The sequence below is a fragment of the Blastopirellula sp. J2-11 genome, assembly GCF_024584705.1.
Taxonomy (GTDB): domain Bacteria; phylum Planctomycetota; class Planctomycetia; order Pirellulales; family Pirellulaceae; genus Blastopirellula.
Genome location: NZ_CP097384.1, coordinates 4,444,887 through 4,468,453 on the forward strand (window position 1 = coordinate 4,444,887; position 23,567 = coordinate 4,468,453).

Sequence of the window (23,567 nt, forward strand, 5' to 3'; positions counted from 1 at the left end):
GCAAAAGCAAATTGAGGCGTGCCACGGCTCACTGAGCCGTGGCACGCGATTCCTCTTTGCTTGCAGAGGCCAGGCGCGAACCCCCTCTCCCAGAGACCTCTCCTTTCCAATGAATGCGATTACGATAATCCGCCGCGCGGATTCACCAAAACTTCAAGCCGGCGTCAACGGCCTGCGGATTTGGCGATGTCGAGACGGCGCACCTTGGAAGAGAGTGAAATACGGGGTGAGAAGGGACGATTCTGTGCCTTTGACCGCGTGACCTACTCGCTCTCTTCACAAATTTCCCGCGGCGTACCCCCTCACGACGACGTCAAAAGGAAAAGGTTCGACAACGAAACGTTGCTGTCAAAATCGCAGATGTGTTATGCTAAGGGTCTGACTTCGCTCCCCTCCTCACCCCGACTGGGGTCGGATTCCAGCCCTACAAAAGTTCCTTGATCGAGCCCAAACGACTGTAGCTCAACCAGGCAGAGCACCCGTAGAAGCGGTTAGAAATCGGTTCGAACCCGATCAGTCGTCATCGACAATAACCTCAGGGAGAGATGGATGTCGGCAATTCTCGAGCGTCCAACGCTCGTTCTCAATCGAAACTGGCAACCCGTTGGGGTCGCCTCGGTGGCCCGCTCGTTGACCAAGGTCTTTAGCGGTACGGCGAGGATCGTCGATCCGCTCAGCTACCAACTGTACGACTGGGAAGATTGGTCGCAACTTGTCCCGAACAAGGACGAGCCGTTCATCTCGTCGCAACGGCTGAGGATTCGCGTTCCGGAAGTTGTCACGCTGGTCAACTACGATCGCGTCCCGCGCAATACGGTGACGTTCAGTCGTCGTAACGTGTTCAAGCGCGACAACTATACGTGCCAATATTGCGGCTCGCGTCCGGGGAGCGAAAGCTTGACGATCGACCACGTCCTGCCGCGTGCGCAAGGAGGCGAGTCGAGTTGGGAGAACTGCGTGTTGGCCTGCGTCGAATGCAATCATTCGAAGGCGAACCGCACGCCGCTCCAGGCGCGAATGCCGTTGCATTCGATCCCGGTCCGGCCGCGCTGGTCACCGGTGTACGCCGCTCGCCGCGTCCGGATTGAATCGTGGGCCAAGTTCATCAGCGAAGCGTACTGGGATACCGAACTGGGCGCCTAGACGCGTGCGGAACATGGAAAAACGCAAACAGCCGTCCGAGTTACTCGGACGGCTGTTTTTTAGCGAACGACTATACCAAGCGCCAAGTTAACCTTTGTTGGCGACGACCGGGGGCGTTTCGACAAGATGCTGCGATTCGAGCTTCACAAGTTCGACGTAATCTTCCCTTGCCTCTGCGTCCGCCATCACCGCCAGATTGATCGCTAGGGCGCGCGTTTCCAACCAGTATTGAAGACGTTCGAGTTTTACAATTTCGAGTTCGAAATTCTCTCGTTGCTCGTCCAGCTCTTCGATCGCGCTATCGATTTCTTGGAGCTTGGCGTAGTTCTCATTCTCGAGAATCGCTTGCTTTACGACATCTGCTTCCTCGGCGAGTAGACGCGCCGTTTCAGGGTGCCAAGGACTGCCGATCTCGGGCCAGCGATGCTGGATCGCTTTAGCGATTTCGCGTTTCGCCGTCCCCAACTCCTGCTTTTTGTCGCGGAGATCTCCATCGACCTTTTTCTTTTCTTCTCGAATTCGCTGGATCGCTTCCTCGACTTCTTTGCCGCGATCGGCGCCGACAAGCTCATACCGTTGGCTGAGACCTTCGATCACCGCTCGTTCGCAGGGATCGGCCGACGCCAACAACACTTCAATCGGAGAATGGCTCGACAGCAAACCGTCTCGACCAGTCGTGGCCGAGTAATGTCGCAAGAAAGCGTCTGAAGTCCGCGTGGGGATGTCGATCGTGTCGGCGTTCAGCACAGTATAGGCATGCGCCTCCAACAGTGAACTGCGTCCGTCTTGATCAAAATCAGGTCGCGTCACCGACTGACCTGTGCGGGTCTCTCCGGTCAGCGCTTCCCAGAAATACGAAGAGTATTCTCGATACTCGGCTTGCTGGATGTTTGGCGTACAACCAGCGGCGACCCGATCAGGCACCGTGGAAAAGAACCCGCAGCGCGGATGTTCGGCCATCCCCTTTTCTGGATCGCCCCCTTTGAAAATCAAGTTGCCGAAACCTCCGCTATAGCATTGCACCATGACGGCGATCACCGGCGCGTCGGCCGGCAGTTCGTCCAGCTTTTCGGTCCACTCGGTGACCGTCATCTCCTGGGAGTTCCAAAGATGCGTCCGATTGTTGACGAGCGGCTTGGCTCGCTTCTTTGGCTCCTCTTTATTGGAATCGCCTTCTTTCTTCTTCTCCGATTTCTTCTCCCCTTTCGCAGGTTCTTCTTTGGTCGGCTTCGAGCGACCGCCGTGCCCTGTAAAATAGAAGACCAAACGGTCTTCTGCCGAGAGACGCTCTGCGAGATCTTGGAGCGACTTCTCAATCATTTCCGGCTCGGCGGCGCCGCTGACGCCGGGGATCGAACTCGAGCGATAGTTGAACTGGACGCCGTTGCTGGGCCCCACAATCTCGGCCAGCAGCGTACGGAGATCTTCCTCGCCGCGCGTGACATCTTCGTACTGCAGATCGGCCTGCGGATTGTCGCCGTCGTCGAACAGGATTTGATGCTCCAGTTGATCCAGCCCCAAGCGAGCGAGGGACCGCTGAAAGTAAAGAACATTATTCTCTAAGGATATCTGACTGCTCTTGGCGACAGGCCCTCCCCCCACCGTAAAGAAATGATCGGCGGCTTGGACGGACGCAGCGTGCAGCGCGAGTAGGCATAGCCCTACGCACAAAGAAGATGTCATTCGAACCATCGCAAACCTGTTCTCATAGAAGTCAGAGATTTTGACAAATAATGCGCAACGCCAATCCAACGTTTCGCGATAACATGCGGCTGTTAACGCAACTCTCTACGTGCAACCTAGTTACTTACCACCGCGAACAGTCGCCTGTCGCCGCGCTGCTTGCACCAACCAGATCCGCAGCAGAATGTATCGCGCTCCGGCGAATAATGCGGCGAGTTTCCTGCGACGTCGGACGAGTTCAATGGGCGATAGAAGTCCGGCGCACGACGCATGATCAACAAATCACGATTGTAACTTGTGTGTGAACGCAATGCAGTTTTTGGTTCAATGATTTTGCGAAGAATTCGTAGAGAGAGTCACCATGTCGTGCGCCGCGACCTCTCCCGCTTGAATCACCATCGCGAACCAACCTGTTAGCTTTTCGCGATTCGGTCGCGTCTTTCCGGTCAGCGGATGTTGCGCGTAACAGGGCGCCCAACGGCGAGTCAAACGCACGATCACTTCGCCTAGCTGAACCTCGGCGCCTTCGACCAATTGACCAAGGCGAATGCCGGCGACCGTGATGTTCTCCCCTACGCTTCCCGGCGGCGCCGGCTCATCATCGATCGTTAGCTGGTCATATAGCTCGACATCAAACAGACTCACGGCTCGCTCGTTAGTCTCATGCTCGAGATAACGATGCTTATCACCGACGATCCCCTGCTGCGTCAACTCGATCGTTGCAACCGAGTAACGGGGAATGCCCCCGGATGTTGAAGTGCAAACCGCGATCACCCTGCCTGTCGCATTCATTTTGAGTTATTCCAAAATAGTTAAGTAAGCAGGGGGAACTTCGTCTGTCAGCCAAACCTGGTTGGGCGTCACGTAAAACAAATAACCATCGGCATGCATTCGTCGAGCTGCGATTTGCAACAACACCGGCTTACCCCGTCGTTGCCCAACGGCGCTGGCCGCTTGCGGATCGTGATGAAGATGAACGTGATGGCGTTTCATTTTTTTCAGCCCTGTCTCCAGAATAATCGCGACCGACGTCTCCGGCGTTCCATGCAGCAACACCTCAGGCGGCACGGCTGTTTCATAGCCCAGCTCCACTTCGACCGAATGCCCTTGCGCCGCGCGGATCCGTCGCCCGTCCGCTGAAAACAGGAAACGCCGCTTATCGTTTCGCGTCACGACTTCTTGCAGCTCCGCCAAGGTCAACGGCCGACTTTCGCGATTGATCGCGGCGAGCAACGCGTCGACTTCGATCCAACCCTGCTCATCGAGTTCGATTCCAATTTTATCGGGCTGATGTCGCAGCACCAAGCTAAGAAATTTGCTCGTCTTTATAAGCTGTTTCTCGTCCATCTCTTTCACTGAATCTCTATCTTGAATGATTGAAGTTAGGCAATGGAAAATTGCCGCCGCCTATTTACTCTTCATAGCCCGAAGCGCGAGCTTTGAGGTTGCGCTATTGGGCAATTCAGGAAGTGTTGAACACGGGTGAAGCACGATCAAACAGGTTCCGAATCCACCGAAAATCGTCACACTAGAGCGCTTTTCAGCAAGCTGAACAAAGAGTCCTCTGTCGTCTAGCTTCTCCCCCAAAATCAGCCGCACGGCGTTAGCCGCGGTTTTTGTCTCCAATTTTCCGTCGACAAAGAGTTCCTGTCAGAAACCGCGGCTAACGCCGTGCGGCTGATGTCGATACGTGCCGCGCAGCGCCGTCTTCACTTTCAAGCGTTGGAAAATCAAAATGGGTCAGCTAGCGGAAAACCGTCACACTAGCCCGCCAGCGCCAGCGAGGGACTAGAGTTGGCGATCCTAACACGGATTGAAGTGGCGAGCCGTATTCCCTCGCTGGCGCAGCGGGCTAGTGTGACGGTTTTCCGCTTGATTCCCATCGTGTTTTACCGCTCTTCATCCGTGGCTTTGCCGTGTTCGATTCTTCTATTCTGTCAAAAAAGCGCAACTTCAAAGCTCGCGCTGCGGGCTACGAAGAGGGATGCTTGCCCCATTTTTCTAGGGGGCGATGTCAGCGCTTTGAATCAGGGTGACGCCGTGCGCTTTCATCTCCTCCAAAGCGGCGTTCACATCGCCGGGGCTTAAATCAACGCCGCGACACGCGTCCACAATCAACCATACGCGGTATCCCAGGTCGATCGCGTCGAGCGCCGTATATTTGACGCAATAGTCTGTCGCGAGTCCCGCGAGATAAAGTTCGGCGACTCCCTTGGCTTGCAGCCAGTCATGCAAACCGGTGGCGTGTCGGCGATCGTTGTCGAAAAAGCCGCTATAGCTATCGACTTGCGGATCATCTCCTTTGTAGGCGACATGATCGATCGCACTCGTCTGCAAGTCATCTGAAAATTCGCTGCCCTTCGTCTGTTGAATGCAATGATCCGGCCACAAGATCTGCGGTAGTCCATGCAAGTCAATCTGCTGGCCGACCGCGTATCCGTGATGTTGACTCGCGAAACTTTCGTGCTTAGGCGGATGCCAATCTTTGGTCGCGACGACCAGGTCAAACTTTCGCAGACAAGCGTTAATGATCGGCACAATTTGATCTCCCTCAGCGACCGCCAGACTGCCGCCGGGAAGAAAGTCCTTTTGCACGTCGATCAGCAATAAAGCGCGCATGTTCACCGGCTCCTTACAATTCGAAGTGAAATCCATTTTTGACGAGTTGCTCGTACTTCTCGCGATTGAAACGATAAAGCCGAGCCGCGCGATGCGAAACGTCGCGTTCCACTTCCTGCAAGTCTTCTAGTACACCTAGCCCCAACGCCTTCTTGCGAAAGTTCCGCTTGTCGAGCGAGCGTCCGAGCACCGTCTCGTACATCCGTTGCAATTGCCGGAGCGAAAACTTCTCCGGCAGCAGTTCAAATCCAATCGGCTGATAGCGAACCTTCCCTTGCAATCGCTCTTGCGCCATTTGCAAAATTTGCTCGTGATCGAACGCCAGCGACGGCAGGTCATCGAGTTCAAACCATGCGGCGGCTCGCGCGTCGGTCGCCGCTTCAACCTGGTGATCTTTCAAATTTACCAGCGCGTAATAGGCGATCGTAATCACGCGGGTACGAGGATCACGATCGACCGCGCCAAAGGTGTAAAGTTGCTCCAAAAAGAGATCGCTAACGCCGGTCTCTTCTTGCAACTCACGCAGCGCCGCTTGATCGAGCGATTCGTCCATCTCGACAAAACCGCCCGGCAACGCCCAACGCCCTTCGTACGGATCGGCGTCGCGTTGGACCAACAGAATTTTCAGGCCGTCTTCATCCAGACCGAAAATCACGCAGTCGACCGTGACCGATGGTCGAGCATATTCGTAAACAAACGACATGGCTTAAACCTCCTCGCGCCAACCATGAGCCTCGCGAATCATCTGTTCGCGTTGCCGGAACAGCTTTTTATCGATCCCCACCGGATAACTGTGCGGATTTAAAAGCCGCAACACGCTGGGGTGAAATTGCTCAAGCTGAGCTTTGGTTCTCGCTTGCATCTCGGCCAACGGGGGCGATGTGTAGACGACTTCGCCTTGACGCATGACCGGCAGCAATAGCGACTCGCTCTCCAGCTTCGCCGGCAATTTCTTCCGGCGAAGCGGATCGGCCGGGTCGAAAATCGCATTCAAGTCAGGCTCGCCCAGCAGTTCGTCGTACATCAGATCGCCGGCGACTTGACCAGCTTGCAGAAAGCGCCGCACTTGCAAGCGGCCAGGAATGGTCGTTTTGATCCGTTGCTCCGAGAGCTTGATGCGATGCTCCCACTGGCCCGCTTCGTTTTGAATTGCGGCCAGTTTGTAAACGCCTCCCAAAGCTGGCTGATCATAGGCGGTCGCCAAGCGGGTGCCGACTCCCCAAATCGAAATCTTGGCGCCTTGCTGTTTCAAGCTCTGGATGACATGTTCATCCAAGTCGCTGCTGCCGACGATCGCCGCTTCGGGAAAGCCGGCGTCATCCAGCAAACGACGAGCTTCGATGCTTAGATAAGCGAGATCGCCCGAGTCGAGCCGGATGCCGGCCAGTTTGTGCCCCCGCTTCCGCAGGTCTTGCCCCACTTCAATCGCATGGCGGACGCCGTCGAGCGTGTCGTAAGTGTCGACCAAAAAGACGCAGTTGTTGGGCATGACTTCGGCGTAGTCAGCAAACGCTTCCCGTTCGTCTCCGTAGGCCATCACCCAGCTATGAGCGTGGGTCCCTCGTACCGGAATTCCCAGCAGCTTGCCCGCGAGCACGTTGGAAGTCGCCGCGGCGCCGCCGATATACGCCGCTCTCGTACCGGTGAGGCCGCCATCGATCCCTTGGGCACGCCGCAAGCCAAACTCCAGCACCGGCTGGCCGCGAGCCGCCTGGCAGATGCGAGCCGACTTGGTGGCGACCAACGTCGAAAAGTTGATCAGATTCAGCAGAGGAGTTTCCAACAACTGAGCGACCAGCAGAGGAGCGGTAACACGCACCAACGGTTCGTTCGGAAAGACGAGCGTCCCCTCCGCGATCGCATCGATATCGCCGGTAAAGCGAAGCTTCGCCAGGTAAGCGAAGAATTCTTCCTCGAACAAAGGACGATCGTCATTCCCACGGAGCGTGGCCAGATAGCTCAAATCGTCGTCGTCAAACCGAAATTGTCGCACGTAATCGAGGGCCAATTCCAAACCGGCGGCGACCGCATATCCCCCGCTGAACGGCAGTTTTCGGAAGAAAAGCTGAAACGTCGCCATGCGATCCGCACGCCGCTGCTTCCAGTAGCCGTAAGCCATCGTGAGCTGATACAGGTCGGTCAAGAGTGCGAGCGACCCACGATAGAGGGTAGGCAACATGATTTTCGCCTCCGAAGGAACCAATAGTGTCTTCTGTACACTATAGATACCGCACTCGAGCGGCCAGGTTCGCCGTGAACCGAAATATTCCGAAAAAAAATGCGGGCATCCAGGCCAAGAGACCTGTTGACGGTTTGGCGTAAGTCCGTTTCTAATCGTCCCTTTGACTGGCGCCTGAGCCTTTTTTTCCCACTGCGAGATCTTGGTAGGTTTTCTCCATGTCGCTCGTTTCCCCCTCTGCTTTGCCCTTGGAAGCGGATCCTATGCACGAAGCAGCCCCCGAAGTCACTGCTCTGGTCACCGGCGAACTGTCGGACGACGGAGATGTGGATGACTACGACACCTTCGATGATGATGACTTCGACGATGATTTCGACGAAGACTTTGAAGATTTCGAAGACCAGGAAGAGCTTGGCGACGGATTCGACGACGACTTATTGTCCGATGACGATGATGACGACGCCGATCCCTCGATCTTTGAAGAAGAAGACGACGAAAAAGAGGACGAGGAAGAAAAAGAGGACAAAGAGGACGACGACAAAGACTAACGCAAGCCGCTCTGCGTCGTCTGACGCGGCGTCGCGTCTGAGCATCCAACAAAAAAGCCCCGCATTTTGCGGGGCTTTTTTTCATGTTTTTCGTTCGGATGGCAAAGATATTATTCGCCGCCAAATCGTCGCGAACTGCTGTTGATGCCGGCTCGCTCTAACAACGACTTGCTGAGAATGTCTTCCATCACATTCTCTTCAGCCGGCGGCGGCCCAACGGCGCCTAGTTCGGATGGATCATACTTCAGTTCGTACTCATGCTTCGCGATCGCGATCTTATCACCGGGATCGATCCGCTTTTCGCCGGTCTGAACGCGCTGGCTGTTGACCTTCGTGCCGTTACGGCTGTTTTGATCGATTACGAACCAGTACCCTTTGTTCACATAGAGTTGGCAGTGATTGGACGAAACGTTTTTGAATCGCAGCACGATATCACACGTTTCTCGCCGTCCAACCAACAAACTTTTCTTCAGCAGGGGAATAGGATCCCCCCCGCCCACAGGAATGAGCTCACCAAACATTGACGTGCCTCTTCGAAGTGCCTCTTCGATTTTCGTCCCTTGGCCCATGACGAAAATTATTTAAGATGAGATGAACATTGGCCTTACGGATCACTCTAACACCTTCAAGAAAGCAGTCAACAATCCGTTGGTCCTTACTCCCCCCCAGACAAATCCCGATTGGCGACTCGCCGGGCATCGCTACTATTCGTATAACTTCTTTCTGCGTAAGAAGTTTGGGCAGCGCATCCAAAAAGTTAGCGTCGATGCAAAATTTACTTGCCCCAATGTGGACGGTTCGGTAGCCAAAGGGGGTTGTACCTTTTGTGACAATCGTAGCTTCAGCCCCAGCCGCCGAGTTCCGATTCGCAAGATCACCGACCAAATCGACGACGGTATCCGCCGCCTCAAGATGCGCTACAAGGTCGAACGGTTTATCGCCTACTTTCAACCGGCGACCAATACGTACGCTCCGGTCGAACGACTCCGTCCGCTCTACGAGCAGGCGGTGTCGCACGAGAAGGTTGTCGGCATGGCGATCGGCACGCGGCCCGATTGCGTCCCTGCACCGGTGATGGATCTGCTGGCCGAAATGGCGGAACGTACCTATCTGACAGTCGAATATGGCCTGCAAACGATCCACAATCGCTCGCTCGATTGGATGAACCGCGGACATCACGTCGACGCGTTCTACGACGCCGTCGAACGCAGCCAGGGGCTCGGCTTTGAAATCTGCGCCCACGTCATGCTAGGGCTCCCCGGCGAATCGCACGCAGACATGATGGCGACCGCCCAAGCGATCGCCCAGTCGCCGATCCAATCGGTCAAAATCCACAATCTTTACTGCGTCAAAAAAACGCCGCTGGCCGATCAAGTCGCCGCCGGCGAGGTTCGCCTGATGGAGTTGGACGAGTACGCAAGCACGTTGGTCGATTTCCTCGAGTTGTTGCCGCCGCACATGCTGGTCGAACGGACGATCGGCGACGCTCCGCCTGACTACTTTGTCGGCCCCTCGTGGTGTCTCGACAAACCGACCGCGCTCAAAACGATCGCCGCCGAGCTGGAGCGCCGCGATACCTGGCAAGGCAAGCTGGTCCCGAGCGGCGCCGATGCTTGAACGATGTAGGGTGCGCCTGGACGCACCAAACCCTGCCGATAGTCGCCGCTTCCCGCTCACATGGCGACCGAAAATTTAGCCATGACGGAACACTAGTAAGTTGCGTTACCACGCGAATGAATTGGACGCCGCTTAGGCAATTCTTGGTGCGTCCAGACGCACCCTACGAAGACGCACCCTACGATGACAGACGCTCCGCATGTTGCGGCCCACCATGAATGAGGCGAATTCCGCTGACTGCACTTCCGCTTCGTCTCCACGACGTGGTTGGATTCCGTTTGCGCTGGAATCGTTAGCGATCACGCTGCTGTTCGCCCTTTACGTTGCGGCCCTCGGTCCCGAGGTCAACGAACCGCACTATCTCTGCAAAGCCAAGCAGTACTGGAATCCCGCCTGGTTGCCGCACGACTTTTTTCTGTCGGCGCCGGGCGCTCACTACACGTTCTATTGGACGCTTGGCTGGCTGACCCTCTTCTTTCCGCTGCCGGTCGTCGCTTGGATCGGGCGCGTCATCTCGTGGTTAGCGTTGGCCGCCGCGTGGAGACGTCTGAGCTTTTTGGTCATTCCACACCGGTGGTGCAGCATCGCCACGGCGGCGATCTGGCTGGTGACGCTGCACTATGGGCATCTCGCCGGCGAATGGGTCGTCGGCGGCGTTGAAGGGAAAACATTCGCCTATCCCTTTGTCTTGATCGCACTGGGACTAGCGATCCAAAACCGCTGGAACCCGGCCTGGGTTTCGTTGGGAATCGCCAGCGCGTTTCATATTTTGGTCGGAGGCTGGGCCGTGGTCGCCCTCGGCGTCGCGTGGCTCTTGGTGGGACGAAAATCGGCGCCATTTTTGACGATGCTGACGGGCTTGATGGGGGGAGGTCTGATCTCGCTGCTGGGGCTGGTCCCTGCTCTGCTGCTAACGGCCGGACTGCCTGCCGACATGCAAAGCGAAGCGCACCAGTTGTACGTCTTTTATCGCTTACCGCATCATCTGGTCGTGCATCGGATGGATTCGTTGCGGCAAATCTGCTTTGGCGCCGTCGCCGCCGGTTGGGCGGTATTCGCCTGGACTTCGCGCCGCAACAGCAGCGCTGTGCTAGTCAACTCTTTTGCCTTCGGCAGCTTGTTGATCGCAGCAGCCGGACTGGCGATCGACCAAATCTGCTGCTATTGGTTAGGCGACTACGATCTGGGCGCCAAGCTGCTCCGTTTTTATTGGTTTCGTCTCAGTGACGTCGCCGTGCCGCTCGCGTTTAGTTTGAGCGTTGGGCTGCGTCTCTTCGTCGCGGAGCAGCAACCGCATCGATCGGCGCTGCGATCCGCATCGATCGCGGTTGTCTTGTTGGCGACGACGATCGGCTTGGCGCTGCGCGTCCAGTCACGGCTCACTGCGCCGATGCCGCCGGCAGATGAGATGGCTTCGGTCTCGGACTACGCCGCCTGGCGAGCGATGTGCGGCTGGATTCGGGAAAACACGTCGGACAGCGCCACCTTTTTGACGCCGCTGAACCAAGGGACGTTCAAGTGGAGCGCCCAGCGAAGCGAAGTCGTGACGCACAAAGATATTCCGCAAGAAGCGGAAAGCTTGCTCGGCTGGAAAGAGCGCCGCTGGCGCACCAATCGGTACGAACGACTAACGACCGATCAGATTCGGATGTTGAGTCGCGACTACCAAATCGACTACGTTGTAGTCGACAAGCAGGCGCGTCCGACCTTTCAAGGTTGGGATTTCCCGCGCGTTTATCCGGCCGACGAGCATTCCGATTCTCCCTATGAAATCTTTCGCATCCCATAGCCCCGATTCCTTCGCGTGGATCGATCCGCTTAGCGAGCAACTCGCCGGCGCCCTCCCCTCGCAACCTTTCCCTGGCCCCCTCTCGCCGCAGTTGGTCTATTCGCGCCACCACGGACCTCCCCGGCATGACGCGCGTTTGGCCGCGGTCTTGATTCATCTGTTCCCTCACGATGGGGTTTGGTCGTTGCCGCTGGTCCGCCGCGCCGATGTCGGCGACGTCCATTCAGGTCAAATCGCTTTGCCTGGCGGCATGATCGAAGTCGCCGAAACCGCGGTCGACGCCGCTCGCCGCGAGTTCTTCGAAGAGACCGGAGTCGAAGTCTCCGCCGATCAGATCGCTGGCGAACTATCCCCGGTCTATATCTACGTCAGCAATTTTTGGGTTCGCTGCTTTGTGTCGATCGGCGCCGAGGTCACCGCATGGTCCCCTTGCGATCGTGAAGTAGCGGAACTCATTTTTCTGCCGATCGCCGACCTGGGAAACGATCAGATTCGTTCAACCATTCAGGTGAATCGCCGCGGACTGCAGCTGACCGGGCCTGCGTTGGAGATCAGCGGCAGCCAACTTTGGGGAGCGACTTACCACATTTTGATGAACTTCGTCCTGGCCTTGCAGCTGCGGCAAGAGGAATGCCGAGCCGCTGGCTGAACCTTGGCGGCCTCCCCGTGTCTCCCAGGCCACGAAGTTCTATACTGAAGCGAACTAAACAGCGATCGTCCCACTTGGCGGTCTTCTTCGATTTGGGGAAAGCACGAAAAATGACCATACGCGTTGGCATTCTTGGCGCAACAGGGTACACCGCATTTGAACTCGCGCGGATTTTGCTGCGCCACAGCGACGTGCAGATTACCGCATTGACGACGCGTCAAGACGATCGCCCGCACGTCTCGTCGGTGCATCCCCAACTCACAGGCCGATTGGATCTTCCGCTGGAGAATCTATCGCTGGATCAACTCGCCGAACGGTGCGACTGTATTTTCGGCTGTTTGCCGCACGCCGCGTCCGCGGCCGTCGTACCGGGCCTGCTCGAGCGCGGGATGAAAGTCGTTGATCTGAGCGCCGATTATCGTTTGCGCGATGTCGTCGTCTACGAAAAATGGTACGGCGAGAAACATCCTGATCCGGCGCGGTTGCCAGAATCGATTTACGGGTTGCCGGAACTGTTTCGAGATCCGATCCGCGGCGCCGACCTGGTCGCCAACCCCGGCTGCTATCCGACTTCCGCTACGCTGGCGCTGGCTCCGCTGCTCAAAGCCGGCATGATCCAGCCGACCGATATTGTGGTCGACGCCAAAAGCGGCGTCAGCGGCGCCGGGCGAACGCCGAAACTGGGCACGCTCTTTCCCGAATGTAACGAGAGCTTCGCGGCTTACGGCGTCGGCACGCATCGCCATACGCCGGAGATTGAACAAAACCTGGGCCAAGCTTCGGGCCAGACTTGCAGCGTCATTTTCACGCCGCATCTGGTTCCGATGGATCGCGGCATCCTCAGCACGTGCTACGCCAAGCCGACCGCCGCGGTGACGACCGCCGAAGCGATCGACGCTCTGCGTCAGTTCTACGTCGATGAGCCGTTTGTGCAGGTCGTGGATGGACTGCCGGCGACCAAGCATGTCAGCGGGACGAACTACTGCCATCTGACGGCTCGCGTGGTCGGCGAGCGAATCATTGTCCTGTCGGTAATCGACAACCTGATCAAAGGAGCGTCCGGCGCCGCGGTGCAAAACTTCAATTTGATGTACGATTTTGCCGAGACGACCGCCCTGACGAACTAACGCGTTCGACTTGGCGATATGGAAAACTTTGCTCCGCATTTCTCTTCGTAGCCCGAAGCGCGAGCGAGGGAAATGCGGTTAAACAAAATGACGAATGTCGAATGAATGATGAGTTCACGAGATTATTCATGCTTCGAGCTTTGTTAGACATTCGTCCTTAGTCATTCGTCATTTCCCTCGCTCGGGCTACGAAGAGGGAAAGCGGTACAAACTTCAAAACATTCACTCGATACCGTTGAAATCAATATAAGTGACGGCGAAATGGACGAACCCACCAAACAGATCGTGATTCCGGCTGGATTTCGCTTCGCGGGAGTCCATTGCGGACTGAAGCGGAACCCGAACAAGGAAGATATCTCCTTGATCGTTTGCGACGCGCCGGCGACCGCCGCAGGCGTCTATACCACCAACAAAGTCTTCGCCGCACCCGTTCGTTGGGATCGCAGTCGGACGCCTTCGGATAAAATTCGCGCCGTCATCACCAACTCGGGCAACGCCAACGCTTGCACTGGAGAGCAGGGAGAGAAAGACTGCGCCGAGATGGCTGCGATCGTCGCCGAGCAGATTGGCGCTTCGGCGGACGAAGTCTTGGTGATGTCGACCGGCATCATCGGCGTGCCGCTGCCAATGGAAAAGATTCGCCACGGAATCGCCGCCGCGGCAGGTCAAACCGGTGTCGAAGCGCCTGCCTTTTTGGAAGCGGCGCGCGGCATTTTGACCACCGACAACGGGATCAAGATCGCTTCGCGCACGGCCGAAATCGACGGCCGCACCTTTAAGATCAGCGGCATGTGCAAAGGCGCCGGCATGATCGCCCCCAACATGGCGACCATGCTGGGCATCGTCCTGACCGACGCGCCCCTTTCGACCGAGCAGACCCAAACGCTGCTCAGCGACGTCGCGGAAGAGACATTCAACTGCATTCGCGTCGACGGGCACATGAGCACCAACGACACGTTGCTGATGCTGGCCAGCGGCGCCGAAGGAGGCGCTCCGCTCACCGATTCGCAAGTCGCTCAATTGCGATGCGAGCTGAAAGCGGCGTGCGAAGAAATGGCCAAGCTGATCCCGGCCGACGGCGAAGGGGCGACCCATCTGATCAAGGTGGATGTCGAAGGGTGCGCGACGCGCGAGGATGCCAAGAAGATTGCAATCGAAGTGGCCGACAGCCCGCTGGTCAAAACGGCGATCACCGGCGGCGACCCCAACTGGGGCCGGATCGTTTCGGCCGTCGGCTATGCCGGCGTGACGTTTGATCCGCTGAAACTGGAGCTCCGTCTGAATGACATTCTGCTTTATCAGACCGGGACGCCGGTCAAGTTCGACGCGAAGACCGTCTCGAGTTCGATCAAAGGAAGTTTTGAGACGCACGTCCAACTGACCCTGTTCGAGGGAGACGCCGGCGCACGCGTTTGGGCGAGCGATTTGACGGTCGAGTACGTGAAATTCAACGCCGATTACTCGACGTAGTGTTGAAGTCCGAGAGGAAAAGGGGGTCAGACCCCAGTTTCGCGGCGAAACTGGGGTCTGACCCGAATGGCACGAGCTTAAAGCCTCCGCCCCAGGATGCGGTAACCGTCGAAAGGTGCTGTCGCAAGATCTTGCGACAGCAGGTGCTCGTCACTGCAACTTAGCGAGATGATTTGAAAAGACGGCGGAGCTTCGCTGAATTGGTGGTGTAACAATCGCCGTTTCAGGAGGCCCCGCCGTGTCTGATCAGTTTAACGCTTCGCCGCAGGAAGTTCAAAGCAAGTTCCGTAACGTTTCGATCTTCGTCAGCGAGTTGCTGCTGCCCAACGGCGTTGTCACCGCGATCTGTCAAGAGATCGGCTTCTCGTTTCGGCAGCGCATCTATTCGCCGATGGTCGTCGTGTGGATGTTCGTCATGCAGACGCTGTCAGCCGATCATAGTTGTCAGCAAGTCGTCACTCGTCTCAACGCCTGGCGAATGGCGCAGGGGCTGCCGCGCTGCAGCGGCGACACCACTTCCTATTGCCAAGCGCGGCGCCGCTTGCCGATTGCATTGTTTCAACGACTGCTCGCTTGGACGGCGCGAAAGTGCGATGAAGCTGGCGTCGGCGATTGGCGGTTCCAGGGACGCGAAGTGGTCATCGTCGACGGCACGACCGTCACGATGGCTGACACCCGCGCGAATCAAACCGCCTATCCGCAAATGAAAAGCCAGAAGCCTGGCTGCGGCTTCCCCTTGACGCGGATCGTGCATCTCTTTTCGTTAGCGACCGGCGCGGCGACGATGTTTGCGATGGGACGTTACGCCGGCAAGGAGACAGGCGAGACGTCACTGTTGCGAACGCTCTTGTCGCAGTTTCACTCGGGAGAAATCGTGCTCGCCGATCGTTACTACGCCAGCTTCTGGCTGCTCGCTTTATCGGAACTGCGCGGGATCGATATCGTGGCTCGCGCGCACCATCTTCGCAAAATCGACTTTCGCCGAGGCTTGCGCCAAGGGGACTGCGATCAGGTCGTGAGCTATTCGAAGCCGCAGCGGCCGACGTGGATGACGCAGCGGGAATATGAAAGCTACCCGTCGTCGATTCTCGTACGTCACTTGCGATATCAAGTCACGCAGCGCGGATTTCGGACGCGTCAAATCACGTTGGCGACGACGCTGCTACAGGCTGACGTTTATCGAGCGGAAGACTTGGCCGATTTGTATCGTCGCCGCTGGCAAGCGGAGTTGCATATCCGGAGCTTGAAAACGCAAATGCAAATGGACCACCTCCGCTGCAAAAGTCCGGCGATGGTTGTGAAGGAACTTCACTGCCACATGATCGGCTACAATCTGGTGCGGGCCGCGATGCTGGCGACGGCGTTGAAATTTCGCCTGCCTCCGTGGCGGCTCAGCTTTACCGGAGCGATGCAAGCGATCGAAGAGTTCGCCGCCGCACTCCGCTGGAACACGAAGCAACAAGAGTCCCAGTGGGAAAACCTCTTGCAAACGATCCGCCAACTGGAAGTCGGCGCTCGCCCTGACCGGAATGAACCACGAGAACTTAAACGGCGGCCGAAAGCGTATAAACTAATGCAAACGCCTCGAAATCGTTACGCAACAGCGGCTTAGAGTTAAGCTCGTGCCATTCGGGTCTGACCCCCTTTTCCTCTTCCCTTTCTTCTCCTTGCTAGCACTGCATTGCCGGCGGCGAAATCGCCCTGTCTTCGATTGAGCGATAGCGGTACACTCTCGCATCAGTCGTTGACTTTGCGACGTGCTGCGCCAGCTTGATATATCTTCCGCCTAGAAGGATGGATCGCCCGATGAGTATGGAAGCCAACCCGCGAAAACTGACCGTCGCTATGATCGTGCGCGATGCGGCTGACACGTTGGCCGCTACGCTCGACAGCATCTTAGGGATCGCCGACGAAATCGTATTGGTCGACACCGGCTCGCAGGACGACACCATCGCGATCACCCAATCGCACGGCGTCACGGCGATTGAACGAAAATGGGAAGATAGCTTCAGCGCGGCGCGCAACTTCGCACTGACCCAAGTGACCGGCGACTGGGTATTGTGGCTCGATGCGGGCGAAAAGCTGGATGTCGAAGACGCCCAGAACCTGCGTCAATTTGTCAACGCAGAAGCCGATCCGTCGCTCGCTTACGTGATGATCGTCAAGGTTCCGCAAGCGGCCGGGGGAATTGGATCCGAACAAATCGGCAAGATTCGCTTGTTGCCAAACAAGGGAAACATACGCTTTGAAGGCCGAGTGCGTGAAACGCCGCTCGTCTCGCTGGCCGAGTGCGAAATGCAGTTGGCCGCACTTCCCTTTCCGATTCGCCGTGATCTGATCGAACATGATCCGCAGCGCAAGAGCCGTAAAGCGGTTCGCGATATTCAGCTGGTCAATTTGGAAATCCATGAGATTGGCCCCAGTGCTCGCCTGTTGATCTGCATGGCCGAAGCGATGCAAGCCCTGGGCGATCACAAGAACGCGCTGACGTTCTATCAACAAGCGGGACAACTCGCCGAGCCAAATTCGACCGACTCGCTCGAATCGTATTACGGCATTTTGACCGCCTTCGACGAACAAGAGAACGGTCTGGAAAACCAGATTCAGACTTGCCTGGCGGCGCTCGAAACCTATCCGCTCGACGCCCAACTGCTGTGCGCGATGGGCGGCTATCTGCAGTCGCAAGGACACTTGGAACTGGCGATTCGCTCGTTTGAAACCGCCTACAAGTATGGCCAGATCAATCCCGAGACCTGGCACATCGAAGACATCGATCAGATCGCCGTTTCGTGTTATGCATTGGCGACGCAACTCGCCGGCCAGCCGGAGCAGGCCGAAGAGATCTTGAATCAGGCGCTGGTCGAGCACCCCAGCTCGATCCGACTACGTCGCCAATTGATCGACATGCATGTGAAGTATGCGCGGCGCACCGAAGCGATGAACCAAGTCCAATTGCTCCCCGAGAGCTTCCCCAATCGCGAAGCGTATCGCAGCGCGGTTCGCGGAGCAGCCGCCGCCGCACAAAAGAACTGGGTCGCCGCTCGACCTTATCTGGAAACCGCTTACCGTAACGGTTGCCGCGAGCCGCTTTGCCTGCGTTGGCTTAGCATTTCGCTACTAGCGTTGGGTTTGCAAGACGAAGCGATCGAGATCTTGCAAGTCTGGCGCACGCTCGACACGACTTCGCTCGAACCGCAACAACTGCTCGGTTCGATCGAACAGGCGAACTCGAATCTGACCGTGCCCGGCGAATCGCGCACGATTCGCGTCGACTCGAGCGAAACGTCGTCGAAGAAAGCCCATGCCGCCGCCGAAGCGGCGACGCAGCGTGATACGAATTGCATCTAAAGCATGTTGGCCGCTAGTTGCCGCCGACTCGCTTTAGAACGGTTTCCAACGTCTGACGCAGCACTTGACCGCTGTGACGCAGTTGCTGCATTTCCTTGGGCCAGAGGTCAACCTCAAACGTACCGGCGACGCCGTCGCGCCCCACCAACGTCGGGACGCTGAGCGCGACGTTACGGATGCCGTAGCAGCCGTTTTGCACGCTGGAAACAGGCAAGACTTGATTCTTGTCGAGCGCGATCGCTTCGATCACATCGCGAATCGCGATACCGACGGCGAACCCGGCGCCCCCCTTTTTCTTGATCACTTCGGCGCCGCTGCCGCGAGTGCGGGTAAACAGCTCAGTCGCTTTATTAGGCGTCCAGCCGGGGAACTTGTCGAGCGGCAAGCCGTTGACCGTTGCGGCCGACCAGACCGGCAACATGCTGTCGCCGTGCTCGCCCAGGATGAGCGCCTTGACTTGCGTCGGCGGGAGCTTCATCTCTTGCGCGATCAAGGCGCGAAAGCGAATGGTGTCTAACTGCGTACCGAGCCCGATCACGCGGCTGGTCGGCAGATTGAGTCGCTGTGCCGCCAGATACGTCAGAATGTCGACCGGGTTCGAGACGACAAAGCAGATCGCATCCTTTTTGACGCCGGCGCTTTTGACGCTGTCCAAAATCGAAAGGAACAGATCGACGTTGCGGTTGATCAGATCCAAGCGGCTTTCGTCCGGCTTGCGGCGAAGCCCCGCCGTGATGCAGATCACGTCGCTATCAGGGATATGCTCGTATCCGCCCGAGGTGATGACCTGATCGGCGACGCTGGGAGCGCCATGCAGCAAGTCCAAAGCGTGTCCGCCGGCAAGATCGGCATTGAGGTCCAGGAGCGCGATTTCGCGAGCGATGCCGCCGCACTGCAGCGCAAACGCCGCACACGAACCAACCAAACCGCCGCCGCCGATGATGCTAACTTTCATGACTCTCAACCTGTCAGGGAGTGATCTGCTATTGTTGCTAACTCTTCGTAGCCCGAAGCGCGAGCCTTGAAGTTCCGATTTTGAGAACCAATTGGACACTAGCCCGCAGCGCAAGCGAGGGAATACGGCTCGTCACTTCCATATCCCTGTTTGTATCGCCAACAGCATTTCCTCGCTTGCGCTGCGGGCTAGTGTGACGATTTGCGACTTGATTCCGACCGTGTCTTACCGCTACAAAACCGTGTGTCGCCGTGCTCTATGTCATAACTTCAAAAAACGACGTCCTACGAGCGTTTCGACAACTCGGCCATCACGCGGCTGGTGATCGCCTGAATCAACGCTTCTTGATCGCCGGCCACGGGAGCGGCCGCTTTGTTGGCGTTGGGGCCCATCGCGGGAGGAGCGGGAAACGCTTTACGTTCAATCAGCGAATCTTTCCAGCTGTCGCGGAAGATGTCGTTGGCGCAGATGTCGCAATCTTTGTACTCCTCGGTGTTGCGCGGATCGCTCCACCCCCAACGCTGCTTCAGGTCGAGCAGTTCGCGTTCTTTCTCTTCCGAGAAGAACTCGACGCGGCCCAACTGCTTCGCCAAGATCAGCATGCGGCAATAGGCGTCCAAAATTTCGGTCCACCAGTAGGCGCGCTCGACGGTCTCGCCGTAGCTGACCGTGCCGTGATTCGCCAACAAGATGATGTTGGTCTTGTCGACGAACGGTAGGATCGTTTCGGCGAAGGCTTTGCCGCCGGGAGTTTCGTACTTGGTGATCGGCACGTCCCCCAGAAAGACTTCGACTTCCGGCAGAACGCATTGCGGGATCGGCTCGCGGGCAATCGCGAACGCGGTCGCGTGCGGCGGATGGCAATGGACGACGCTCTTGATGTCGGCGCGACGCTGATAGATCTCCAAGTGCAGCAACGCTTCGCTCGATCGCGGCTTGCTGCCGGCGATCTGTTTGCCGGTCATGTCGATCGTCGCGATGTCTTCCGGCTTCAGGAAGCCTTTGGACTGCATCGTCGGCGTGCAGAGAATCTCGTTCTCGCTGACGCGGACGGTGATGTTGCCGTCATTGGCGGCGGCGAATCCTTTGTTGTAGATTCGACGGCCGATTTCACAAATGTCTTGCTTGATTCGGTGAACGTTCATCATTGCTTGTCTGCTCGCTCTATTAGGAGACAGGGTCGCTAGTCAGTTTTGGGGTGACTAGTCAATTATTGGTCACGTAAATGGACGGTATCGAGAATCGCCGCGTTGTACGCGTCGACCGGTTTCAGTTCAGGATAAAACGGTTGGGCCGCTTCTCCCCCTTCGCTGAGCGCGATTCTTTCGCCAACGCCCGCCGAAAAGGAGTCGTACACCACCAAAAACTCCGCCTCCAGCAGATCGGTCTCGCCGCGCAAATCCTCCAGCAGCAGCGGTACGGCCAGTTTGAGCTGGGCGCCCTGCAAGCTGGGGTGAACGCGACTAAGCGTCACCTTGCCGACGATTTCTGCGATTCGCATGAGTTCTTCGTCTTCGTGGTAGTAACTATCGCAACAGCGCTGCCGGCGCTGCGACAGTCTGATACAGGTGAATCGTTTCTATGAACTTGGCGATCTCGTCACGAGCGATCTTGCTAGGATCGACCGCGATGACATTCGCCGCCGTTTGCGGTAAAACGCGCTCGAGTGTCGCGATCGAGTCGACCGACACCGCACGAATTTCGGTATCGCGATTCGCCGCACAACAAGCCGCTTCGGGCGACTCGGTTAGCAAAACCACGATCTTGTCTTGTTGGACGGCCAGCGCCGCTTGCTTGACCGTTGACGTCAAATCAATGAAGACGCCCACCGGCCCGCGTTCGCGCCAGGACGTGACGCCGCTGGCGGCGAAGGCCAACACTTCGACCGGTTTTTTGGCTCGTTGGGCCGCTTCGCTATCACGTCGCAGCTGGACGCCGCGATCACGCAATGCGTCGCGAACCGCCGGAGTCACAATCGCCGTGGGAGAAACGACCAGCGCCTTGGCGCCGCCGATTTTTCCTTCCAGCGTCTCCATCGTGACCACGCGATCCGCCAGAGCGACTTCGCTGCCGTCGGTTGAAATCTCCACGCTCGGAGCCAGCGACACTGTCGTCTCAGAACTTTTGGCGAGCGTCCGCACTTGCTGGACGACCAGCCGCACGATGCGTTCGATTTGTTCCGAGTTCAGTTGCATGTCCATCTCAAAGCGTTGCTGTTATTCGTCGGCGATTCCGATAACCGTCCAGCGAACCGGCGTCTTGGGGAAACCCAACAGTTCGCGGGTCGTCTCGCCGTCGCTGGTGATCATCACGATCTCGCCTGGCCCGGCGCCGACCGCATCAATCGCCAACAGCGGATGCCCATCGGGGGTCACGCCATCGGCTTGCTGCGGTTGCACGACAAGCAGCTTCCACCCTTGCATCGAAGGATGCTTGACGGTGCTGGTCGCCGTGCCGACTACCTTGGCCAGATTCATAGGTTTAGCTCTTGCTCGGGTGACCGAGGATACACAGATCGTCAATCAGCGAGCAGCGTCGCTCACGCGTGAACGTCAACGGCGTCGTCACTCCTTCGCCGGTCGGCGTGGCGATCGAGAACGAGATATAACCTTCGCCTCCCAAGCCGAGCGACGCCATGCAGGGACCGTTTTTGACGAACAGCGTCGTGTCCATCGCGCGCCCCATGCGGGTCATATTGCGAACATTGTTCGAGTGAATGATCGCCGTGTGACGGAAGCCGTGTTCATAGAATTTCGCCTTTTCGATCGCTTCATTCACATCGTGACAGCGAACGAAAGGAATGAACGGCATCATCTGTTCGACCGGGACAAACGGGTTGTGCTCGTCCGTTTCGCCAAAGATCAATTCGACCTGCGAGTTGATGTTCTTACCGGCGGCTTTGGCCAGCACGGCCGCGTCCTTGCCGATAAAATCTTTGGCGGCGACCATTTTCTTTTTGCCGTTCACTTCGACTTCGGAGATCGCAACGCGAGTCAGGCGATCGATCTCGGCCGAGTTCAAACGAACGGCGCCGGCTCGTTCCATCGCTTTCATCAGGTCATCAAAGACCGAGTTGACGACGAAAACTTCTTTCTCGGCGATGCACAGTAAGTTGTTGTCGTACGCTCCGCCTTGGATGATGCAGCGAGCGGCTCGATCGAGGTCGGCCGTTTCATCGACCACAACCGGCGGATTGCCGGGTCCGGCGACGACTGCTTTCTTGCCCGAGTTGAGTGCCGCTCTGGCGACGGCTGGTCCGCCGGTGACGCAGATCATAGCCACGTCGCGGTGATGGAAGATGATGTCGGCAGTTTCGAGCGTCGGCTCGGCGATCACGCAGATCAGGTTGTCGATCCCCAAAGCGCGGAAGATCGCTTCGTTGTAGCGCCGCACGCCTTCGGCCGCGACCAGCTTGCCGCCGGGATGCGGATTGACCACCAGCGTGTTACCGCCGGCGATCATGTTGATCGCGTTGCCGGTGATGGTCGGCAGCGAGTGGGTGACCGGCGTGATACAGCCGATGACGCCAAACGGAGCATGCTCGATGATGGCCAGACCATGATCGCCGCTGTAGACTTTGCTTTCCAAAAACTCGACGCCGGGGGTCATCTTGCCCAAGGTTTCGAGCTTCTCAATCTTGTGCGACAGACGACCGATCTGCGTTTCGTTCATCTCCATCGTGCCGAGCTCGACCTTTTGGTCCATCGCGATTTGGCGGATGATGTCGATGACCTGCTTGCGATCGGCGATCGTTCGCTCCGAAAGTCGCTCGAACGCTTCGCGAGCGGCGTGAACCGCTTCGTGGGCACAATCAAAAATGCCGCGGCGACCGGTGAAGCCGCTCGTTGCGGCCGGCGCCTGGCCGACTTCGGCCAGCACCTGAGCGACGACGTTGCGGATCAAGGATTCGTCGATTTGCATGGCGAAAACTTTCGTTATCGTGGTGCGCGGTCAGCCCGCGCTGGGTGTCGCTGTTCTGGGAAAACTACTCGTCCGAGCCCGCTTCGGGCTCAGGCGTCGGTTCCGGTTCCGTCGGCGGAGCCGGTTTCGGAGCCGGCGCCGCTTTGGGCTTTGACTTTTTGGCGGCAGGTTCCGGCTTGGCTTCTGGTTTGGTTTCCGGCGCCGGCGTTTCTTCTCGCGAATAGACGCAGGCATGATCGATATGCGCCTGATCGACAATCCCGACCACTACGCAGTCGATCGGCAGGTGCTTCGTCTCCGGCGTCAAGCGAGCGCTGGAGCCTTGCGTGATCAACACGTAGTCGCCGACTCCGGCGCCCAGCATGTCGACCGCAATAAACGTTCGTCCCGTCGTGACCAGCGAACCGCGATCCTTCGGCTCCAAGCGATACGGCTCGACGACCAGCAACTTGTTGCCGACCATCGACTCCACTTTTTGCGTGGCGATGACCGAGCCGGTCACTTTCGCGATGAACATGG

At 57.5% G+C, this 23,567-nt stretch carries 23 protein-coding genes and 1 tRNA gene; 10 read left to right on the forward strand and 14 right to left on the reverse strand.

Annotated elements, in window-relative coordinates; genetic code table 11:
- Window positions 1-451: 451 nt before the first annotated feature.
- Both M4951_RS17550 and M4951_RS17555 read left to right on the forward strand, forming a co-directional pair.
- Window positions 452-522: transfer RNA gene (locus tag M4951_RS17550), tRNA-OTHER, on the forward strand.
- A gap of 27 nt (window positions 523-549) precedes the next feature.
- A complete protein-coding gene (locus M4951_RS17555; protein ID WP_262022938.1) occupies window positions 550-1,143 on the forward strand; it encodes an HNH endonuclease in 594 nt (197 codons plus the stop codon).
- Between the two features lie 87 nt (window positions 1,144-1,230).
- On the opposite strand, the gene M4951_RS17560 is transcribed toward M4951_RS17555, so the two are convergent.
- The 6 genes from M4951_RS17560 to M4951_RS17585 all read right to left on the reverse strand — a co-directional run bounded on the left by M4951_RS17560 (window position 1,231) and on the right by M4951_RS17585 (window position 7,624).
- Window positions 1,231-2,826, reverse strand: coding sequence for a hypothetical protein (locus M4951_RS17560; RefSeq protein ID WP_262022939.1), 1,596 nt, complete (start codon window positions 2,824-2,826; stop codon window positions 1,231-1,233).
- A gap of 324 nt (window positions 2,827-3,150) precedes the next feature.
- The gene (locus M4951_RS17565) at window positions 3,151-3,618 is read right to left on the reverse strand and encodes an MOSC domain-containing protein (RefSeq protein WP_262022940.1); all 468 of its coding nucleotides are present in this window, start codon (window positions 3,616-3,618) and stop codon (window positions 3,151-3,153) included.
- A gap of 6 nt (window positions 3,619-3,624) precedes the next feature.
- Entirely contained in the window at window positions 3,625-4,173 is a 549-nt protein-coding gene (locus M4951_RS17570) for an RNA 2'-phosphotransferase (protein WP_262026937.1), read from the reverse strand.
- Between the two features lie 654 nt (window positions 4,174-4,827).
- Window positions 4,828-5,445: a bifunctional nicotinamidase/pyrazinamidase gene (pncA, locus tag M4951_RS17575; RefSeq protein WP_262022941.1), complete on the reverse strand. Its 618-nt coding sequence runs from the start codon at window positions 5,443-5,445 to the stop codon at window positions 4,828-4,830.
- A 13-nt stretch (window positions 5,446-5,458) separates the two neighbouring features.
- Window positions 5,459-6,148, reverse strand: a complete 690-nt coding sequence (locus M4951_RS17580; RefSeq protein ID WP_262022942.1) for an NUDIX hydrolase — start codon at window positions 6,146-6,148, stop codon at window positions 5,459-5,461.
- Window positions 6,149-6,151: 3 nt separating this feature from the next.
- On the reverse strand, window positions 6,152-7,624 hold the full coding sequence (locus M4951_RS17585) for a nicotinate phosphoribosyltransferase (RefSeq protein ID WP_262022943.1): 1,473 nt from the start codon (window positions 7,622-7,624) through the stop codon (window positions 6,152-6,154).
- A gap of 263 nt (window positions 7,625-7,887) precedes the next feature.
- Between M4951_RS17585 and M4951_RS17590 the strand changes: the two genes are divergently transcribed.
- Entirely contained in the window at window positions 7,888-8,172 is a 285-nt protein-coding gene (locus M4951_RS17590; protein WP_262022944.1) for a hypothetical protein, read from the forward strand.
- A 110-nt stretch (window positions 8,173-8,282) separates the two neighbouring features.
- Here the strand turns inward: M4951_RS17590 and M4951_RS17595 are convergent, their stop codons facing one another.
- Window positions 8,283-8,741, reverse strand: a complete 459-nt coding sequence (locus M4951_RS17595; protein WP_315985737.1) for an FHA domain-containing protein — start codon at window positions 8,739-8,741, stop codon at window positions 8,283-8,285.
- A gap of 22 nt (window positions 8,742-8,763) precedes the next feature.
- Here M4951_RS17595 and M4951_RS17600 point away from each other — a divergent pair, with 22 nt between their 5' ends.
- The 7 genes from M4951_RS17600 (at window position 8,764) to M4951_RS17630 (ending at window position 18,172) form a co-directional block, all read left to right on the forward strand.
- Window positions 8,764-9,789, forward strand: coding sequence for a TIGR01212 family radical SAM protein (locus M4951_RS17600; protein WP_262022945.1), 1,026 nt, complete (start codon window positions 8,764-8,766; stop codon window positions 9,787-9,789).
- A gap of 199 nt (window positions 9,790-9,988) precedes the next feature.
- Window positions 9,989-11,578, forward strand: coding sequence for a DUF6798 domain-containing protein (locus M4951_RS17605; RefSeq protein ID WP_262022946.1), 1,590 nt, complete (start codon window positions 9,989-9,991; stop codon window positions 11,576-11,578).
- Window positions 11,556-12,227: an NUDIX hydrolase gene (locus M4951_RS17610; protein ID WP_262022947.1), complete on the forward strand. Its 672-nt coding sequence runs from the start codon at window positions 11,556-11,558 to the stop codon at window positions 12,225-12,227. Before M4951_RS17605 ends, M4951_RS17610 begins: the two co-directional genes overlap by 23 nt.
- Before the next feature lie 110 nt (window positions 12,228-12,337).
- Window positions 12,338-13,354: an N-acetyl-gamma-glutamyl-phosphate reductase gene (gene argC / locus M4951_RS17615; RefSeq protein ID WP_262022948.1), complete on the forward strand. Its 1,017-nt coding sequence runs from the start codon at window positions 12,338-12,340 to the stop codon at window positions 13,352-13,354.
- Window positions 13,355-13,615: 261 nt separating this feature from the next.
- Entirely contained in the window at window positions 13,616-14,824 is a 1,209-nt protein-coding gene (gene argJ, locus M4951_RS17620; RefSeq protein ID WP_262022949.1) for a bifunctional glutamate N-acetyltransferase/amino-acid acetyltransferase ArgJ, read from the forward strand.
- 238 nt (window positions 14,825-15,062) lie between these two features.
- Window positions 15,063-16,436, forward strand: coding sequence for an IS4 family transposase (locus tag M4951_RS17625; protein WP_262022734.1), 1,374 nt, complete (start codon window positions 15,063-15,065; stop codon window positions 16,434-16,436).
- Between the two features lie 194 nt (window positions 16,437-16,630).
- The gene (locus M4951_RS17630) at window positions 16,631-18,172 is read left to right on the forward strand and encodes a TPR domain-containing glycosyltransferase (protein ID WP_262022950.1); all 1,542 of its coding nucleotides are present in this window, start codon (window positions 16,631-16,633) and stop codon (window positions 18,170-18,172) included.
- 13 nt (window positions 18,173-18,185) lie between these two features.
- Here the strand turns inward: M4951_RS17630 and M4951_RS17635 are convergent, their stop codons facing one another.
- From M4951_RS17635 to M4951_RS17665, 7 genes are all read right to left on the reverse strand, one after another.
- Window positions 18,186-19,127, reverse strand: a complete 942-nt coding sequence (locus tag M4951_RS17635; protein ID WP_002654577.1) for a lactate/malate dehydrogenase family protein — start codon at window positions 19,125-19,127, stop codon at window positions 18,186-18,188.
- Between the two features lie 284 nt (window positions 19,128-19,411).
- The gene (locus M4951_RS17640; RefSeq protein WP_262022951.1) at window positions 19,412-20,275 is read right to left on the reverse strand and encodes a class II aldolase/adducin family protein; all 864 of its coding nucleotides are present in this window, start codon (window positions 20,273-20,275) and stop codon (window positions 19,412-19,414) included.
- Between the two features lie 62 nt (window positions 20,276-20,337).
- Window positions 20,338-20,628 carry a EutN/CcmL family microcompartment protein gene (locus tag M4951_RS17645; RefSeq protein WP_262022952.1) on the reverse strand — a complete coding sequence of 97 codons (291 nt, stop codon included), beginning with the start codon at window positions 20,626-20,628 and terminating at the stop codon, window positions 20,338-20,340.
- Window positions 20,629-20,653: 25 nt separating this feature from the next.
- Entirely contained in the window at window positions 20,654-21,322 is a 669-nt protein-coding gene (locus M4951_RS17650) for a hypothetical protein (RefSeq protein ID WP_262022953.1), read from the reverse strand.
- Between the two features lie 21 nt (window positions 21,323-21,343).
- On the reverse strand, window positions 21,344-21,604 hold the full coding sequence (locus tag M4951_RS17655; RefSeq protein ID WP_262022954.1) for a EutN/CcmL family microcompartment protein: 261 nt from the start codon (window positions 21,602-21,604) through the stop codon (window positions 21,344-21,346).
- Between the two features lie 4 nt (window positions 21,605-21,608).
- Window positions 21,609-23,048 carry an aldehyde dehydrogenase family protein gene (locus tag M4951_RS17660; RefSeq protein WP_262022955.1) on the reverse strand — a complete coding sequence of 480 codons (1,440 nt, stop codon included), beginning with the start codon at window positions 23,046-23,048 and terminating at the stop codon, window positions 21,609-21,611.
- Window positions 23,049-23,112: 64 nt separating this feature from the next.
- Window positions 23,113-23,565, reverse strand: a complete 453-nt coding sequence (locus M4951_RS17665; protein WP_262022956.1) for a EutN/CcmL family microcompartment protein — start codon at window positions 23,563-23,565, stop codon at window positions 23,113-23,115.
- Between the last annotated feature and the right edge of the window lie 2 nt (window positions 23,566-23,567).